Below are 14236 nucleotides of genomic sequence, written 5' to 3'. Positions count from 1 at the left end.
TCAGCAGGGCCCCACCAGCCAGGGCTTGGGATGCGTGCTGTCGAACGGGTCGATCTGGCCGGCGCGTGAGGGCCGGGCCACCAGGCACTCGTTGCCGCGGCGGAAGCGCCGTGAGCCATCGGGCAAGGCCTCTTCGTGGATCGTGCCGTCCAGCGCCTGCGCGAGGCGTTCGGTGGCCGTCAGCGGCCGATCGCGCAGCCGTGGGTCGTCACGCAGCAGCGACGCCAGCGAACGCGGCTGCGAGGCCGCGCCCTTCGGCAGGCGCAGGTCCAGCGGCGCCGAGGCGGGCGGCGGCGCCGCGGCGGCCACCGGCTCGGCCGGCGCTGCGCTGATGGGCTGCGGCTGCGGCTGCGGCTGCGCAACTGTGTCGAGCGCCGGTGCAACGGTGATCGGCTGCGGCTCGGGCCGCAGCGGCGCGAGCTTCGCTGCCCGTGGTATCGGCGCCGGCGGCGGCGCAGGCGCCGGCAGGCGAGGATTCGGCGCCGGCTCGGGCACCAGCCGCAACCACAGCGGGCGGGCCTCCGCCAGCGGTCGTTCGGACCGCAGCCGCGGCCGCAGCGCCGCGCCCAGCCACCACGCGGCCAGCAGGTGGGCGCCGATCACGCACAGCAGCAGCCGGCCCCGGCCGGGCCTGGACAGGGGAGGCAGGCTCACGGCTTGTCCGGCGCCGGCGGGTCGGGCCGGTACTCCAGCAGGTCGGCGGGCTGGCACTGCAGCACCTCGCAGATGCGGGCCAGCGTGTCGAAGCGCACGCCGCGCACCTTGCCGCTCTTGAGCAGCGAGATGTTCTGCTCGGTGATGCCCACCGCCTCGGCCAGTTCGCGCGAGCGCATCTTGCGCCGCGCCAGCATCACGTCGAGGTTGACGACGATGGGCATGGGTCAGCCGACGCTGGGCCGCCCCAAGGCGGCTGATCCCCGTGGGGGACGCGAGCGGAGCGAGCAAGGGGCCAACATTTTCAGACGAAGCCGTCGTTCTCTTCGGCCAGGCGCACCGCCTCGCTCATCACGACCGCGACGGCCAGCAGCACCGCGCCGCAGAGGATGCCGACGTAGTCGTTCCACGACAGGCTGAACGCCAGCAGGCGCTGGCCTGGCGGGTTGCCCAGGGTCAGCGCGACGCCGACCGCCGCACGCAGCAGCGGCGACAGCAGCGCCGAGGCCAGCATGCACCAGGCAAAGCCCCGCAGGTGCCGCTGCGATAACCTGCCAAAGACACGGCCAGCGCCGTATTCGCCGAACAGCTGCCACAGCTGCCACAGCGCCGCCAGCCCGAGCAGCACGCCGGGCAGGCTGGCCAGCGCGCCCAGCAGCAGCGCGCGTTCGTCGATCACGGTGGGATGGTCGCCAATGCCGGCGATCGATGGGCCGGCGCTGCGGACCCAGTCCGGCGACAGCCAGAACAGCAGCGGCACCAGGCACAGGGTGGTCGCGCCCAGCACGGTCAGTGCGCGCACCACCCACACCAGGCTGCGCAGCCCGGGCGGCAGGGGGCGTGCGGCGGCGGCTCCGTCAGGCGCTGCCGCGCTCACCGAATGTTCATCGAATGATTCATAAAAATTACTGTAAAACAGTAAGTTTTAAACGTCAATCGGAAAACTGCGAGGCTTGCACCTGCATCTGCAGCGGCAATGGCGGCAGGCGGTCAAGCCCGGTGCCCGATTCCAGTGCCTCGAACAGCCGCACCGGGTCCACCGTCCATTGCAGGGTGCAGCCTTCGCCGTGCAGCGCGGCGCGCACCATCGCATGCTCGAAGGCCAGCACCTCGGCCAGCCAGGGCACGCGGGCCAGCGCGCCGGCCTGCAGCTGGCCGCTCAGATAGTGTGCAAAGTGATCGGCCTCGATCGCGGTGAAAAGATGGCTGGGGCAGCTGCGGCAGTAGGCGCGCATCAGCGTGTCGACCTCCACCGGCCCGAGCGCGCGCAGCATCGCCAGCAGCGAGTAGCGCATCACCCGCACGATGCGGCCGCAGCGGAACTCGCGCACCAGCTGCTCGAAGATGCGGCAGCCGGGATCGTCGGCCAGGCCCGGCACGGCGGCGCGGTCCTCGGCCGTGGCCTGCGCCAGGGCCAGCGGGCCCAGGCAGCGTTCCCAGTCGTGCAGCGCGGCCCGCGCGTCGGCGGCCAGCGGTGCCATCGGGCGCAGCGCGGCGCGCTGGCGCCGGTGCTGGGCCGCCGGCACCGGGCGCGGCGGTCGCAGCGCCCACAGGGCCGCCATGGCGTCGAGCTGCCGCGCGATGGCATCGAGCCCGACGCCGGCCACGTACTGCGGCAGGATCTCGAAGATCAGCGCGCCCAGGTTCGGCAGCCGCGGGATCAGCGCAGCGGCGATGTCCAGCAGTGCCTGGTCGGCCAGGCGGTCGTGCGCATCGAGCCAGTAGCCATCGAGCAGCGAGCCGCCGGCCAGGTGCAGCTCCCAGACACGGTCGAGCGGCAGCTCGTCGAGCACCTGCTCGACCGCAGCACGGCCATTGCGCGCGTTGACCCACAGGTTGTGCAGGTCGAGCAGGACGCCGGCATCGCCGGCCTCGGCCACCTGCGCGAAGAAGCGGCCGTCGGGCAGCTCGTCGGGGCGCGGCTGCAGGTAGTTGACGCCGGTCTCGAAGGCCACGGGCGTGCCGCTGAGCGCCCGCAGCTGGCGCAGGCGCTGCGCGGCCTGGGCGACGCCGGCGGCCGTCTGCCGCGGCGGCAGCAGGAAGCTGGTCTGCGCGACGCGGCCTTGCGCATCGACGAAGCGGTTGAAGCTCAGGTGCTCGCTGGTCCACGCGGGCTGCAGCGCCTGCGCGCAGTGGCGCCAGGGCGTGCGCCAGTCCAGCGGATCGTCGCAGCTGCCACCCAGCGGATGGCCCACGCCATGCATCAGCTTGGCCTGCGGCAGCGCCGCCACCCGCTGCAGCAGACCCGCGTTGACGTGGTAGTGCCAGGCGCCGCCATCGTGCCGCTGTTCCCACAGGGTCTGTGGTTCCAGCTCCAGCACCTGCAGGCGCTGGTCGCCGGCGGCGAACAGCGGCTCCAGGGCCTGCCAGTACACGAGGCCGATGCCCAGCGGTGGCGGCGCATCGAGGGTGCCTGGGGTCGACATGGTCGCGGTCAGCCGCGCAGGCCGGCGCCGTTGAAGACTTCGTCGACCTGCAGCGACTTCGGGTTGGCGACGAATTCCTGCGTGATCACCCAGTCGATCACGCGGCCGGAATGGCACCCGTCGCAGCCCAGCTTGCCGAGCACGGACTTGGTGATCTGCGTCATCTTGTCGAAGTTGTAGGCCATCTCGCGCGTGATGTGCACGGTGACGCGCGGGGATTGCAGCGTGGTGGCGGCCTTGGTGAGTTCGTCCATCGTTGACTCCATCGGTTGGGTTGAGCATCGAATCACTGCGGGCGGCGCATGTCCGCCGGTCAGTGCTTTCAGCGTAGGCAGCGCTGGCGGCAGCGCCATCCACAACGCGAGCTAAAGACCCATGCACCCCCCAAGAACCGAGCGGCTGGCACACTCGCCGTTTCATCCGACACGACATGCAAGGAATCCCATCGATGGAGTCGATCCGGTTGGGCGGCGGCCCGCTGCAGGTGAGCCGCATCTGCCTGGGCACCATGACCTTCGGCGAGCAGGTGGACGAATCCACCGCGTTCCAGATCCTCGACCGTGCCGTCGAGGCCGGCATCGACTTCATCGACACCGCCGAGATGTACGCCGTGCCGGCGCGGCGCGAGACCTACGGCGCCACCGAGACCATCCTCGGCCGCTGGTTCGCGGCGCGGCCCGGCGTGCGACAGCGCGTGGTGCTGGCCAGCAAGGTGGCCGGCCCTTCGCGCGGCATGGACTGGGTGCGCAACGGCAGCGACAACCTGACGCCCGCCGAGATCGTGCAGGCCTGCGATGCCAGCCTGCAGCGGTTGCAGACCGACGTCATCGACCTCTACCAGATTCACTGGCCCAACCGCAACGTGCCGATGTTCGGCGCGACCTATTTCGATCCGTCCAAGGACCGTGCCTTCAGCAGCATCCACGATCAGCTGCAGGCCCTGGCCGGGCTGGTGCAGGCGGGCAAGGTGCGCTGCATCGGCCTGTCCAACGAAACGCCCTGGGGCCTGAGCGAGTTCGTCCGCGTGGCGCAGGCGCATGGCCTGCCGAAGGTGGTGAGCGTGCAGAACCCGTACGCGCTGGTGAACCGCGTGGTCGACAACGGGCTCGACGAGGTGCTGCACCACACCGGCGTCTCGCTGCTGGCCTATTCGCCACTCGGCTTCGGCACCTTGACCGGCAAGTACGACGAACCCGGCCTCGATGCCGCGCAGCCCGCGCTGGGGCGGCTGGCGCGCTTCGAGACCATGCGCAAGCAGCGCTGGGGCCGCGCCGACACGCTGGCCGCGGCGCGGCGCTACAACGCGCTGGCGCGCGCGCATGGCCTGAGCCCCACCCGCATGGCACTGGCCTTCTGCTACGGCAACTGGCGCGTGGCCAGCACCATCATCGGCGTGACCAGCGTGGCGCAACTGGAAGAAGACCTGGCGGCCTGGGGCACCCGGCTGTCCCCGGAACTGCTGGCCGAGATCGACCGCATCCGCTGGGAGATCCGCGACCCGGCGCAGTGAAGGCATCCCCCGCGGCGAGAATGAGATGGCGAAGAAGGACAAGCACGTCAGCGAAACCCCGGCCACGCAGGTGCTGCGCGGCGCGGGTGTCGAGTTCACCGAACATGTGTACGACTACGTCGACCATGGCGGCACGGCCGAATCGGCCAGGCAGCTGGGCTGGGACGAGCATGCGGTGGTGAAGACGCTGGTGATGCAGAACGAGCGCGCCGAGCCGCTGATCGTGCTGATGCATGGCGACAAGCAGGTGAGCACGAAGAACCTGGCGCGTGCGATCGGCGCCAAGAGCGTCGAGCCCTGCAAGCCCGAGGTGGCGCAGCGCCACAGCGGCTACCTGGTCGGCGGCACCTCGCCTTTCGGCACGCGCAAGGCGATGCCGGTGTACGTGGAGCAGAGCGTGATGGCGCTGCCGAAGATCCTGATCAACGGCGGCCGGCGCGGCTACCTCGTCGGCCTAGCGCCCGAAGTGCTCGGCCAGCTGCTGCAGGCGCAGCCGGTCAGCTGCGCGCTGTAGCGTCACAGGAAGTTCGAGAGGAAGCGGAACAGCTTGATCGCGGGGCTCAGCTCCTGCGTCTTGTCGTGCTCGCGGTCGACCTCGGTGTTGCGCATGACCGGGCCGCGGTCGAGCACCGCATCGACGAAGCTGCCGACGCTGGCGATGCCGGCGTCCTCGATGCCGGTGCCGGAGAAGTCGACGATCGTCACGCAGTGCGATTCGTTGAACTGCCGCATGAACGGGATGTGGTACGCGAGGTTCCCGAAGCTCTGGTTCATCGCGGTCCAGGCCTGCAGGTCGGGCGTCCAGCGGGCGTAGATGGCCTGCAGCCGGGCCACCTCGTTCGGCGCGTTGGCGATGTCGGGGTAGAACTTCTGGTAGCTGAAGGCCGAGAAGTTGGCGTCGGCCTGGAACACCATGTAGCCGAACCGGTCCTGCGGGTACTTCTGGGCCAGCGCGCCGGTCACGGTGCCCAGGTTGTCGGGGTTGAAGCCAGGCAGCGTGCTGGCGTAGCTGGCGATCAGGCCGCCGGGCTCGTCCAGGCCCCAGGCGCTGCGGATGGTGTTGTGCATCAGCACCGAGGGGTACTGCTCGGGCGCGCCATTGCGCGGCGCGGACATCAGCGGCCCCGAGTCGGCCAGCAGCGATGCATTGCCCTTGGGCTGCAGGGTGCTGCGCACGATGTCGTAGGTGACGGTGGAGCCCACGCCGCCGGCGGAGAAGCCGGTCAGCATCAGCTTGTTCGGTCGGCCCAGGTTGTCGCGCAGCCACTGGGCGGCGCCGCGGATGTTGGCCTGGCCGCGGTGGTACTCGACGCGCGGATGCGCCGGGTCGGCATCGGTGTAGGTCACGACCTTGCTGCCGGAATGAACGTCACCGGTGCAGTAGGGGATGTAGACGATGTTCCAGCTTTGCGTCTGCACCGCCTGGAAGGGGTCGTTGCGCGCGCTGAAGGGCGTCACCAGGCCGTAGGCCGCGGTGTTGAGCTGCTGCAGGTAGTCGGGCGGAATGCCGTCGGGGTTGGCCGCGCTCAGGTCGCCAATGCCGAGGCAGGCGTTCTGGTCCCAGCAGGCGCCGCCGCCTTCGTAGATCAGCACCAGGTCCTTCGACAGCGGCGTGCGGTTGACGAAGAAGCGGTAGGGCGTGCCGTTGCCGCAGGCCGCGCCGCTGCTGGCGGGCAGCTCCACCATCTCCCAGCGGAAGTAGTCGGCGCTCAGCGCCAGCGGGCCCAGCACGGCCAGGGCCGTGCCGAACAGCGTGTGGGTCAGCAGCTTGTTCATCGTCAGGGTCCTCCGGAGGATGTCGGGAAGCTTTGGCGCCGTAGCGCATCGAGTTGCTGCTCCAGCGCGCGCGGGTCGCGCAGCGCCGGTGGCTGGGCCTGCCAGGCGGCGACCAGCGCGTCCTGCCGCTGCAGAAAGGCGGCCTGGCGCGCATCGGGCGGCGGTGCCTGGCGCTGTTGCTGCTGCCGCCAGTCGTCGCGCCAGCGCTGCAGGCGCTGCGTGCGCTCGGCCAGGTCGTCGACCTGCACCTCGAGCACCGCGGTCTTGATCTGCTGCGCCTCGCCCGCGGTCATCTCGTGGCGCGCCAGGCGGTCTGGCAGGCCGGCGTCGAGTTGCGCGGCCAGCGCGCGCAGCTCGGGTGAGGTGCCGCCGCCCTGCCGCAAGCGGCGGAAGCGCTGCGCGGCGTCGCTGTAGTTCAGGTAGTCGGCCAGGCGGGCCAGCTCGGCCGCGCCATCGGGGCGCTGGGCCATCTCGGCGCGCAGCGCGGCCCACTGCGCGGGGCTGACGCCGGCCGGTGGCGGCGGTTCGGCGATGTTCGCGGGCGCCGGAGGGCTGGCATCGACCGGTGCGGCTCGCGCTGCCGAGACGGCGAGCCCGGCGACCGGCTGCGACGGCCGATCCTGCCGCGGTGGTGGCCCGGTCACGCCACGTGCGGCGAGCGCCCAGACGACCAGCGCAGACGCCGCGCCGCCAGCGATCAGGGCCATGGCCTTCAGTCCGGATCGGTGTCGCACCCACATGCGGCCGAGTATCCCGACCGTGACCGCCTGTGCCAAGCGGTTTCCAACTAGTGCGCCGCGTCACCCCCATGTTGCTGCACCTTGCGGATGAACCAGGCCACGCCGACCATCACCGGCAGCACCGCCACGCCCACCACCAGTTCGGGTTGCAGGTGCAGCGGCTCCAGCGCCGGCAGAGACTTGGCCGCCTTCGCGAGATAGCCCACCAGGCCCAGCGCGTAGTAGCTGATCGCCACCACCGAAAGGCCTTCCACCGTCTGCTGCAATTGCAGCTGCTGCTTCTGGCGCTGCGCCAGCGCGCGCAGCAGTTCCTGGTTGCCCTGCTCGCGGCGCGACTCGACGCGCACGCGGGCCAGGCTGACGGCCCGGTTGATGCGCTCGCCCAGGTCGGTGAGCCGGCGGTCGATGCTCTCGCAATAGGCCATCGCCGGCGCGAAGCGGCGCGAGAGGAAGCCGGACAGCGTCTGCACGCCGTCGATGCGCTGCTCGCGCAGGTCGGCCAGCCGCCGCTCGACCAGTGCGTGGTAGGCCCGCGTGGCCGAGAAGCGGTAGCGCGTGCGGGCGGTGCCGTGCTCGACCTCGGCGGCCAGCCGCGTCAGCGTCTCGAAGGCCTGCGCATCGTCGAACTGCTGGTCGTTGGCCATCGCGTCGACGGTGGTCTGCAGCGTCTTCTCCAGCTCGGCCAGCAAGGCCGCTTCGCGCTGGGCGACCGGGAAACCCAGCATCGCCAGCATGCGGTAGGACTCGATCTCGCACAGGCGCTGCGCCTCGCGCGCGGCCTGGTCGCGCGGCAGGCCGAAATCGAGCATCACGAAGCGGGCGAAGCCGTCGCGGCCCAGCCGCAGGTGGGTGAACAGCGCGCCGCGCCGCGCATCGCCGATGAACGCGCCCATCAGGGGCGCGGCGTCGTCGCTGCCGGCCACGCCGGCCTGCGCGGCCAGCAACGACTGCACGCGCGGCAGCATCGTGTCGCTGTCATGGGCCTGCAGCATCAGCACATGGGCGGCGGCCAGCATGCGGCCGCTTCCTTCGCCTGATAGGTGGACGATGAAGGCGTCAGGCAGCTCGACCAGTGCGCTGCCTTCCTGCATCAGCGTGCGCAGCATGCCATCGTCCGGGATGTCGTCCTCCAGCGCGAGCGGTCGGTTCACCTGCCAGCTGACGAATTCGCCGTGGCGCTCGAACTTCAGCACGTAGCCGGGCGTCTGCACCACATGGTGGCGCACGTCCGGCGGCGGCGGCGGCAGGCCCTGGCTCAGGCACAGCGCGGCCAGCGCGGCCTCGGCGCGCGCCGGCTGCATCTCGGCATGCACCCAGTAGGACACCACGCAGTTCGGCCGCGCCGGCAGGGCCGGGCGGGCATGCAGTTCCTGGTGCAGTGCCAGGTCGGTGCGGGTGGGGAAGGGCGTGGCGTGGGCGGGGGCTTCCATGCGGGCGGCGGGGTGGGCAGCTACGGGCGGGCGCGATTGTCGCGCTGCGCCGATGACAGCCCCCCGGGCCGCGCTGCGGCCGCCGGCCCGTCAGTGCACGGTGACGATGTCGCGGTGCAGCGGTGCCAGCCTGACCAGCAGCTGGTTCTGCGCCGCGAAGGGGATGCCGCGCGCGGCCATCGCGGCCTGCAGGATCTCGACCAGCGCATTGAATTCGCGCTTGCGGATCTCCAGGTCCTGGTGGGCGCTCTTCATGTCCAGGCCTTCGTAGGCGCAAGGCCCGCCGAGGGCCTGGCAGAACTGGTCGACCAGCTGCTGCTTCACATGCGCCTGGTTGGCCTTCTGGAAGAACGGCCCGGTGCGCGGGTCGGCCAGCAGGCGGACCATGAAGTCGTCCATCAGGCTCACCAGCCCGGGCCTGGCGCCGAAGGCCTGGAAGGCGGTGTTCTCGGCGCTGGATTGGGCCTGCGCGGCCGGGCCGATCAAGGCCAGCACGAGCGTGGCGAGCAGCAGCGGGCGATGGCGCATGGCGGAGTCTCCCGGTGGGGGCCGCGTCGGCGTCAGAACGCGATCTGCGCCGACAGGTAGGCGCCGGTCTGGCGCCGGTTCTTCACGCCGGGCACGATGCGGCCGAGGTCCACATACGCGGCGGTCAGCGAGAAGTGCTTGCTCGGCGCCCAGGCGATGAACACATCGGCCCAGTCGTCTTCCTTCAGCCCGGCACCGAGCAGCGAGGGGTTCAGGTTGTCGGGCTTGACGCGGTATTCGGCGCCCACCGCCAGCGTGCGGTTGACCAGGTAGGCCACCGAGACTTCGGGCAGCAGCTGCCAGCGGCTGTGGGCCGTGCCGCCGTAGCCGAGCAGGCCACCCTGGTTGGCCTTGCTGGCGCGCAGCGTGGCATTGACCAGCACGCCCTGCGCCAGGAACAGCTTGGTCGCGCTGAGGTACAGGTCCACGCCGTGGCGCCGGGCGCCCAGCGCGTCGAGCGTCGGCGCCAGGCCGCCGGCATCGACGCGCTTGACCAGCATGCCTGCCGCGATCTGCGGCATCAGCGTGTCGCTGTCGAGCACGGCATCGCCGGCCAGACGCAGCTTCGCGCCGACGATGTCCTGCTTCAGCGTCAGCCCGGGGATGCCGAGGGCCGGGCCGGTCTCGCCGGTGTCGAAGTCCTGCCGCGCCAGCGAGAGTTCGACGCGGTCGTTGAAGCCCAGCGCCACGCCATAGGCGTCGAGCTGGTAGTCCTGCGTGCGGGCATGGCTCACGTACGCGGCGGCGCCCCACTGGCCCTCGGTGGCATTGCTGCCGATCACGCCCCAAGGCGAGAGGCCACCGCCGGCGGCGCCGTCGATGGTGCTGACGCCGCCGGTCAGCAGCAGCTTGTCGGTGGCGGCATGGGCGAGGCTGGCCGTGGCCAGCAGGCAGGCTGTGGCCAGGCTGCGGGCCGTGGCGGTCCGGGGGCGGAAGGTCATGGGCGCTTGGGCTGTCTTGTTGGGGGGTACGCAGCGCCGGGCGCTCTGGATGCACGCGGCGCAAAGTTGATGGTGGCGCAGGGCTGTGCATCGCAGCAAGGGCCGGTTGCGTAGAAGCCGCATCCGCATGACAACAAGGACACGCGATGCTGCTCATCGACCTGCGTGCGGCGCTGCTGGCCGCCGCGCTGACGGGACCGGCGCTGATGGGACCGCCGCTGGCGCTGGCCGCCGATGACGTCGTGGCCCGCGGCCAGGCGCTCTATGAAGCAAAGTGCTCGGCCTGCCACAGCGTGGATGCGCACCGCGTCGGGCCGCTGCACCGCGGCGTGCTGGGCCGCCGGGCCGGCAGCGCGCCGGGCTACGACTACTCGCCGGCGCTGGCCGCGAGCCAGTTGATGTGGACCCGCCAGAACCTCGAACGCTGGCTGGCCGATCCCGAGGCGCTGGTGCCAGGCCAGCGCATGGGCTTCAGCGTGCAGCAGCCGGCCGATCGGCAGGCGCTGGTGGCCTACCTGGCTTCGCTGAAGCTCTGACCAGGCAAAGGATCAGTGCGAGGGCTTCAGGTGCAGGTGCGGCGCCTGCCCGCTGCCCTTGCCGTGGCGGTGCGGCTGGTGCAGCTCCACCGCCACCAGGTTCAGCTTGCCATGGTGCACGCCGCGCTCGGCGCACAGCGCGTCGGCCAGGCGGGTGACGTCGGCGGTGCGGCCGCGCAGGATCACGGTTTCCAGGCAATGCTCGTGGTCCAGGTGCACGTGCATCGTGGCGGCCAGCAGGTCGTGGTGCTCGTGCTGCAGCGCGGTCAGCCGCTCGGCCAGGTCGCGCTCGTGGTGGTTGTAGACGTACGAGAGGTTGGCCACGCAGTGCACCGCTTCGCCGCTGTGCAGCCGGGTCTGCTGCAGCTCGGCGCGCAGCAGGTCCCGCACGGCCTCCGAGCGGTTCTCGTAGCCGCGCTGGACGATCCAGCTGTCGAACTGCTCGGCGAGCGCGTCGTCGAGCGAGATGGTGAAGCGTTGCATGGCGCGCATTCTGCGCCGGGCCAAGCCTGCAGCCCGGCGCAGAACGCGCCATGCAGGCCCGCGATCAGAACGCGTGGAAGATGCCCGGCGCGTAGCCGCTCTTGTGGGTGTTGCTGGGTGCCTTGCTGTCGTTGGCCACCACCGCGAAGATGTTGGTGCGCTTGGACAGGAAGTATTTGTAGCCCAGCGACAGCAGTTGCTCGAGGCGCTGGCCACCCTGGTCCTGCACGTCGTAGGAGCCGCCCACCGCGTGCTCGTAGCTCACCGCGTTGTTGACCCAGAAGGCGCCTAGGCAGCCGTCTCGGAAGGCCGGGCCGCAGCCCACGCTGCCGTAGGTGCCTTCGCCCAGCGTGCCCATGCCGAAGGGGTCGGACGCGAACTGCGACTTCAGGAAGGCCTGCGACCACCAGCGGCCGACCTTCACCGATCCCATCGCCGGGCTGCTCAGGCCGACCCAGGAGCCGCCTTTCCGGAACGGGCTGTTGACCGCCCCGTCGTCCGGGTTGAAGCGCTGCTCCAGGTAGAGCGAGGCCTTCAGCCCGTCGCCCAGGTCTTCGTCGCCTATGAAACCCACGCGGCTGCCGCCGAACATCGTGGTGCCCGGCGCGTCCTGCGTCTGCCGGCCGACCTGGGCTTCGAGAAAGCCGAACACCGTCACCGACGACTGGGCCCAAGCGCCTGTCGTGCCAACCAGGGCGGTCAGTGCCGCACCCCGTATTGCTTCATGCCGACATGTCTCCGAATGATGGAATTACGCCGTTCGTGGCTCACGGCTTTGGATCGAAGGTTCCTCGTAGCAGCAGCAAACTAGCGCGACAATTTAATAAAAAATCAATCTAGCAAAATCAATTTAAGAAAATTCACATCAGACCGATACACCGGCAGCTGATGGCCACTGGACATGGGGTCCCGACCGGCCGCGGCGCAGTACCTGGAGACAACCCATGCACGCGAAATCCCTTGCTTCCCCCCGCGCCGGCGTGGCGCGCCGCATCACGCTGGTGGGCGGCGGCTTCCTGCTGGTCGTGCTGGCGGCCATCTGCGCGGTGATGAGCGTCATGCTCGGCCGGCGGGCACAGGAGCGCACCGTGTCATGGGTCGACGCCCGGGTCGAGGCGGTGGCGCAGGCGCTGGATGTCGGCGACCAGACCGCGCGGCTGCTGGTCGAGCGCTTCTTCAAGGTCTTCGGCGACCAGTTCGGCAAGAACTTCGCGCTGGACGAGGCCAACGGCCGCCTGACGCAACTGGGCATCGCGCTGAACGACTACCACAACCCCTGCGACAAGTTCACCGAGTTCACCGGCGGCGCCGCCGCGGTGCTGATGAAGCGCGGCAGTGCCTTTGTCGCGGTCAGCACCTCGCTGAGGGACGACAAGGGCGAGCGGGCCGTCGGCATGGTGGTCGACGCCTCGCACCCGGCGCATGCGGCGCTGCTGCGCGGCCAGCCCTATGTCGGCCGCGCCAGCCTCTTCGGCCGGCCCTACATCACCCGCCTGCAGCCGGTGCGCGACCTGCAGCAGCAGGTGGTGGGCGCGCTGTTCGTGGCCTTCGACCTGAGCGACATCGAGCGCTCGCTGGAGACCATGGTGGCCGGCGCGCGTTTCTTCGACAGCGGCGGCCTGTACGTGCTGGACCCGCGCGGCGGTGATGCGAAGCAGGCCACGCTGATGCTGCCGGCCGCGCTGCGTGGCCGCACGCTGGCCGAGGTGGCGCGCAATGCGCCCGAGCTGCTGGGCGCGCTGCGCGGCGCCAGGCCGGGCCAGGAACTCAACGCGGTGCAGGGCGTGCTGCGGCCGGGTGCGGGGGACCGCTTTGCCGTGGCGCGACCCAGCGCCGCCACCGGCTGGCTGGTGGTGGGCGAGGTCTCGGGCAGCGAGGCACTGCGGCAGCAGCGGGCCACGCTGGCGCCCTTCCTGGCGCTGTTCGCGCTGGCGGCGCTGGGCCTGTGCGTCGGCCAGTACCTGCTGATCCGGCGCTGGGTGGCGCAGCCGCTGCAGGCGCTGACCGGCTCGCTCGAACGCGTGGCCGACGGCGACCTGTCGCAGCCGGTGCCCGCGGGTGGCCGCGACGAGATCGGCGGCATGATGGCCGGCGTCGAAAGGCTGCGCCAGCGCTTCATCGAGATGCTGGGCGCGGTGCGTGCGTCAGCCGATGCGATCGCGCTGGCCTCGGCCGAGATCGCCTGCGGCAACCAGGACCTGAGCCACCGCACCGAGGAAACCGCGGCCCGGCTGCAGCAGACCACGTCGGCGATGGAGCAGGTGCATGGCAACGTGCGCCACACCGCCGAGGCCACGCAGACCGCCGACACGCTGGCTGCCGAAGCCTCCGAGGCCGCCCAGCGCGGCGGCGCCGCGATGCGCGACGTGGTGCAGAAGATGGCGCGCATCTGCGCCAGCAGCCAGCGCATTGCCGAGATCACCGGCGCCATCGACGCCATCGCGTTCCAGACCAACATCCTGGCGCTGAACGCCGCGGTGGAGGCTGCGCGTGCCGGCGACAGCGGCCGCGGCTTCGCGGTGGTGGCCGCCGAGGTGCGCAGCCTGGCCCAGCGCTCGGCCGCGGCGGCCAAGGAGATCAAGCGGCTGATTGCCGGCAGCGTCGAGGAAGTGCAGGGCGGCTCGACCCTGGCCGATGCCGCCAGCGCCCGCGTGCAGCAGATCCTGGCCGGTGTCCAGCGCGTCAACGGCATGCTCGGCGAGATCAGCACCAGCACGCGCGAGCAATCGGACGGCCTTGGCCACGTCAACGCATCGGTGGCCACGCTGGACCGCATGACGCAGCAGAACGCGGCGCTGGTGGAGCAATCGGCCGCCGCGGCCGAGAGCATGAAAGCGCAGGCCGCCGCGCTGGTGGCGGCGGTGTCGCAGTTCCGGCTGCAGGCGGCGAAAGAAGCGGTGGCGGAGGCGGGGGCTACCAGCGCAAGGCCGGCGTGACGACGGGGGCGTCCCACAGCCGCAGCAACTCGTCGTCCAGCGCCGTCAGCGTCAGCGAAGCGCCGGCCATCTCGAGCGAGGTGCTGTGGTTGCCGACCAGCCAGCGCTTGACCTGCAGGCCATGGGCGCGCAGCTGCTGGGTGGCGATGTGGTTCAGCAGGTGCAGCTCGATCAGCGGCGTGCCACCGAAGCCGTTGACATGCAGCAGCACCTCGCGCCCGGCGGCCAGGCCCAGGTCCTTCAGCACCGGCTCGAGCAGCAGCGCGACGATGTCGT

17 protein-coding genes are annotated in these 14236 nt (G+C 70.8%); 4 read left to right on the top strand and 13 right to left on the bottom strand.

What is annotated here, in order from left to right:
• The 5 genes from ACILR4_RS28005 to ACILR4_RS27985 all read right to left on the bottom strand — a co-directional run bounded on the left by ACILR4_RS28005 (window position 1) and on the right by ACILR4_RS27985 (window position 3334).
• Window positions 1-654, bottom strand: coding sequence for a hypothetical protein (locus tag ACILR4_RS28005; protein WP_395704183.1), 654 nt, complete (start codon window positions 652-654; stop codon window positions 1-3).
• Complete coding sequence (locus tag ACILR4_RS28000; protein ID WP_395704182.1) at window positions 651-878, bottom strand: helix-turn-helix domain-containing protein; 228 nt, start codon at window positions 876-878, stop codon at window positions 651-653. The genes ACILR4_RS28005 and ACILR4_RS28000 overlap by 4 nt, the downstream gene beginning before the upstream one ends.
• An 80-nt stretch (window positions 879-958) precedes the next feature.
• Window positions 959-1531, bottom strand: a complete 573-nt coding sequence (locus tag ACILR4_RS27995; protein WP_395704181.1) for a DUF2975 domain-containing protein — start codon at window positions 1529-1531, stop codon at window positions 959-961.
• Window positions 1532-1586: 55 nt separating this feature from the next.
• Window positions 1587-3080, bottom strand: a complete 1494-nt coding sequence (locus tag ACILR4_RS27990) for a DUF692 family multinuclear iron-containing protein (protein ID WP_395704180.1) — start codon at window positions 3078-3080, stop codon at window positions 1587-1589.
• Window positions 3081-3088: 8 nt separating this feature from the next.
• Window positions 3089-3334: a hypothetical protein gene (locus tag ACILR4_RS27985; RefSeq protein WP_395704179.1), complete on the bottom strand. Its 246-nt coding sequence runs from the start codon at window positions 3332-3334 to the stop codon at window positions 3089-3091.
• Window positions 3335-3528: 194 nt separating this feature from the next.
• On the opposite strand from ACILR4_RS27985, the gene ACILR4_RS27980 reads away from it, so the two are divergent.
• Together ACILR4_RS27980 and ybaK are read left to right on the top strand one after the other, a co-directional pair.
• Window positions 3529-4590, top strand: coding sequence for an aldo/keto reductase (locus tag ACILR4_RS27980; RefSeq protein ID WP_395704178.1), 1062 nt, complete (start codon window positions 3529-3531; stop codon window positions 4588-4590).
• A 25-nt stretch (window positions 4591-4615) separates the two neighbouring features.
• Window positions 4616-5104 (top strand): Cys-tRNA(Pro) deacylase, encoded by a 489-nt coding sequence (gene ybaK, locus ACILR4_RS27975; RefSeq protein WP_395704177.1) that lies wholly within the window; start codon window positions 4616-4618, stop codon window positions 5102-5104.
• A 2-nt stretch (window positions 5105-5106) separates the two neighbouring features.
• On the opposite strand, the gene ACILR4_RS27970 is transcribed toward ybaK, so the two are convergent.
• The 5 genes from ACILR4_RS27970 to ACILR4_RS27950 all read right to left on the bottom strand — a co-directional run bounded on the left by ACILR4_RS27970 (window position 5107) and on the right by ACILR4_RS27950 (window position 10005).
• Window positions 5107-6366 carry a pectin acetylesterase-family hydrolase gene (locus ACILR4_RS27970; protein WP_395704176.1) on the bottom strand — a complete coding sequence of 420 codons (1260 nt, stop codon included), beginning with the start codon at window positions 6364-6366 and terminating at the stop codon, window positions 5107-5109.
• A 2-nt stretch (window positions 6367-6368) separates the two neighbouring features.
• Complete coding sequence (locus ACILR4_RS27965) at window positions 6369-7073, bottom strand: hypothetical protein (RefSeq protein ID WP_395704175.1); 705 nt, start codon at window positions 7071-7073, stop codon at window positions 6369-6371.
• A gap of 80 nt (window positions 7074-7153) precedes the next feature.
• The gene (locus tag ACILR4_RS27960; RefSeq protein WP_395704174.1) at window positions 7154-8536 is read right to left on the bottom strand and encodes a DUF3422 domain-containing protein; all 1383 of its coding nucleotides are present in this window, start codon (window positions 8534-8536) and stop codon (window positions 7154-7156) included.
• Window positions 8537-8626: 90 nt separating this feature from the next.
• Complete coding sequence (locus tag ACILR4_RS27955) at window positions 8627-9064, bottom strand: group 1 truncated hemoglobin (protein WP_395704173.1); 438 nt, start codon at window positions 9062-9064, stop codon at window positions 8627-8629.
• Between the two features lie 32 nt (window positions 9065-9096).
• A complete protein-coding gene (locus tag ACILR4_RS27950) occupies window positions 9097-10005 on the bottom strand; it encodes a DUF3034 family protein (RefSeq protein WP_395704172.1) in 909 nt (302 codons plus the stop codon).
• A gap of 146 nt (window positions 10006-10151) precedes the next feature.
• On the opposite strand from ACILR4_RS27950, the gene ACILR4_RS27945 reads away from it, so the two are divergent.
• Window positions 10152-10541 (top strand): c-type cytochrome, encoded by a 390-nt coding sequence (locus ACILR4_RS27945; RefSeq protein ID WP_395704171.1) that lies wholly within the window; start codon window positions 10152-10154, stop codon window positions 10539-10541.
• Window positions 10542-10553: 12 nt separating this feature from the next.
• Here ACILR4_RS27945 and nikR read toward each other — a convergent pair whose 3' ends face one another.
• Both nikR and ACILR4_RS27935 read right to left on the bottom strand, forming a co-directional pair.
• Window positions 10554-11024, bottom strand: coding sequence for a nickel-responsive transcriptional regulator NikR (nikR, locus tag ACILR4_RS27940; protein WP_395704170.1), 471 nt, complete (start codon window positions 11022-11024; stop codon window positions 10554-10556).
• A 64-nt stretch (window positions 11025-11088) separates the two neighbouring features.
• Entirely contained in the window at window positions 11089-11718 is a 630-nt protein-coding gene (locus tag ACILR4_RS27935; protein WP_395704184.1) for a porin, read from the bottom strand.
• 250 nt (window positions 11719-11968) lie between these two features.
• On the opposite strand from ACILR4_RS27935, the gene ACILR4_RS27930 reads away from it, so the two are divergent.
• Entirely contained in the window at window positions 11969-13960 is a 1992-nt protein-coding gene (locus ACILR4_RS27930; protein WP_395704169.1) for a methyl-accepting chemotaxis protein, read from the top strand.
• Here ACILR4_RS27930 and ACILR4_RS27925 read toward each other — a convergent pair.
• The coding region (locus ACILR4_RS27925; protein WP_395704168.1) for a dihydroxyacetone kinase subunit DhaK at window positions 13938-14236 on the bottom strand (299 nt) is incomplete at its 5' end. The two genes, ACILR4_RS27930 and ACILR4_RS27925, sit on opposite strands and share 23 nt — an antisense overlap.

This window comes from Aquabacterium sp., assembly GCF_044226965.1.
In the GTDB taxonomy this organism is placed as follows: Bacteria; Pseudomonadota; Gammaproteobacteria; order Burkholderiales; family Burkholderiaceae_C; genus Pseudaquabacterium.
This window is presented reverse-complemented; position numbering and strand designations above follow the sequence as displayed.

Bases quoted from the DNA above. Each gene is read 5' to 3' on its own strand.
- ACILR4_RS27980 (WP_395704178.1), top strand. From the start codon at position 3,529: ATGGAGTCGATCCGGTTGGGCGGCGGCCCGCTGCAGGTGAGCCGCATC.
- ACILR4_RS27970 (WP_395704176.1), bottom strand. From the start codon at position 6,366: ATGAACAAGCTGCTGACCCACACGCTGTTCGGCACGGCCCTGGCCGTG.
- ACILR4_RS27950 (WP_395704172.1), bottom strand. From the start codon at position 10,005: ATGACCTTCCGCCCCCGGACCGCCACGGCCCGCAGCCTGGCCACAGCC.
- ACILR4_RS27955 (WP_395704173.1), bottom strand. From the start codon at position 9,064: ATGCGCCATCGCCCGCTGCTGCTCGCCACGCTCGTGCTGGCCTTGATC.
- ACILR4_RS27960 (WP_395704174.1), bottom strand. From the start codon at position 8,536: ATGGAAGCCCCCGCCCACGCCACGCCCTTCCCCACCCGCACCGACCTG.
- nikR (WP_395704170.1), bottom strand. From the start codon at position 11,024: ATGCAACGCTTCACCATCTCGCTCGACGACGCGCTCGCCGAGCAGTTC.
- ACILR4_RS27990 (WP_395704180.1), bottom strand. From the start codon at position 3,080: ATGTCGACCCCAGGCACCCTCGATGCGCCGCCACCGCTGGGCATCGGC.
- ACILR4_RS27985 (WP_395704179.1), bottom strand. From the start codon at position 3,334: ATGGACGAACTCACCAAGGCCGCCACCACGCTGCAATCCCCGCGCGTC.
- ACILR4_RS27965 (WP_395704175.1), bottom strand. From the start codon at position 7,073: ATGGCCCTGATCGCTGGCGGCGCGGCGTCTGCGCTGGTCGTCTGGGCG.
- ACILR4_RS27945 (WP_395704171.1), top strand. From the start codon at position 10,152: ATGCTGCTCATCGACCTGCGTGCGGCGCTGCTGGCCGCCGCGCTGACG.
- ACILR4_RS28000 (WP_395704182.1), bottom strand. From the start codon at position 878: ATGCCCATCGTCGTCAACCTCGACGTGATGCTGGCGCGGCGCAAGATG.
- ybaK (WP_395704177.1), top strand. From the start codon at position 4,616: ATGGCGAAGAAGGACAAGCACGTCAGCGAAACCCCGGCCACGCAGGTG.
- ACILR4_RS27930 (WP_395704169.1), top strand. From the start codon at position 11,969: ATGCACGCGAAATCCCTTGCTTCCCCCCGCGCCGGCGTGGCGCGCCGC.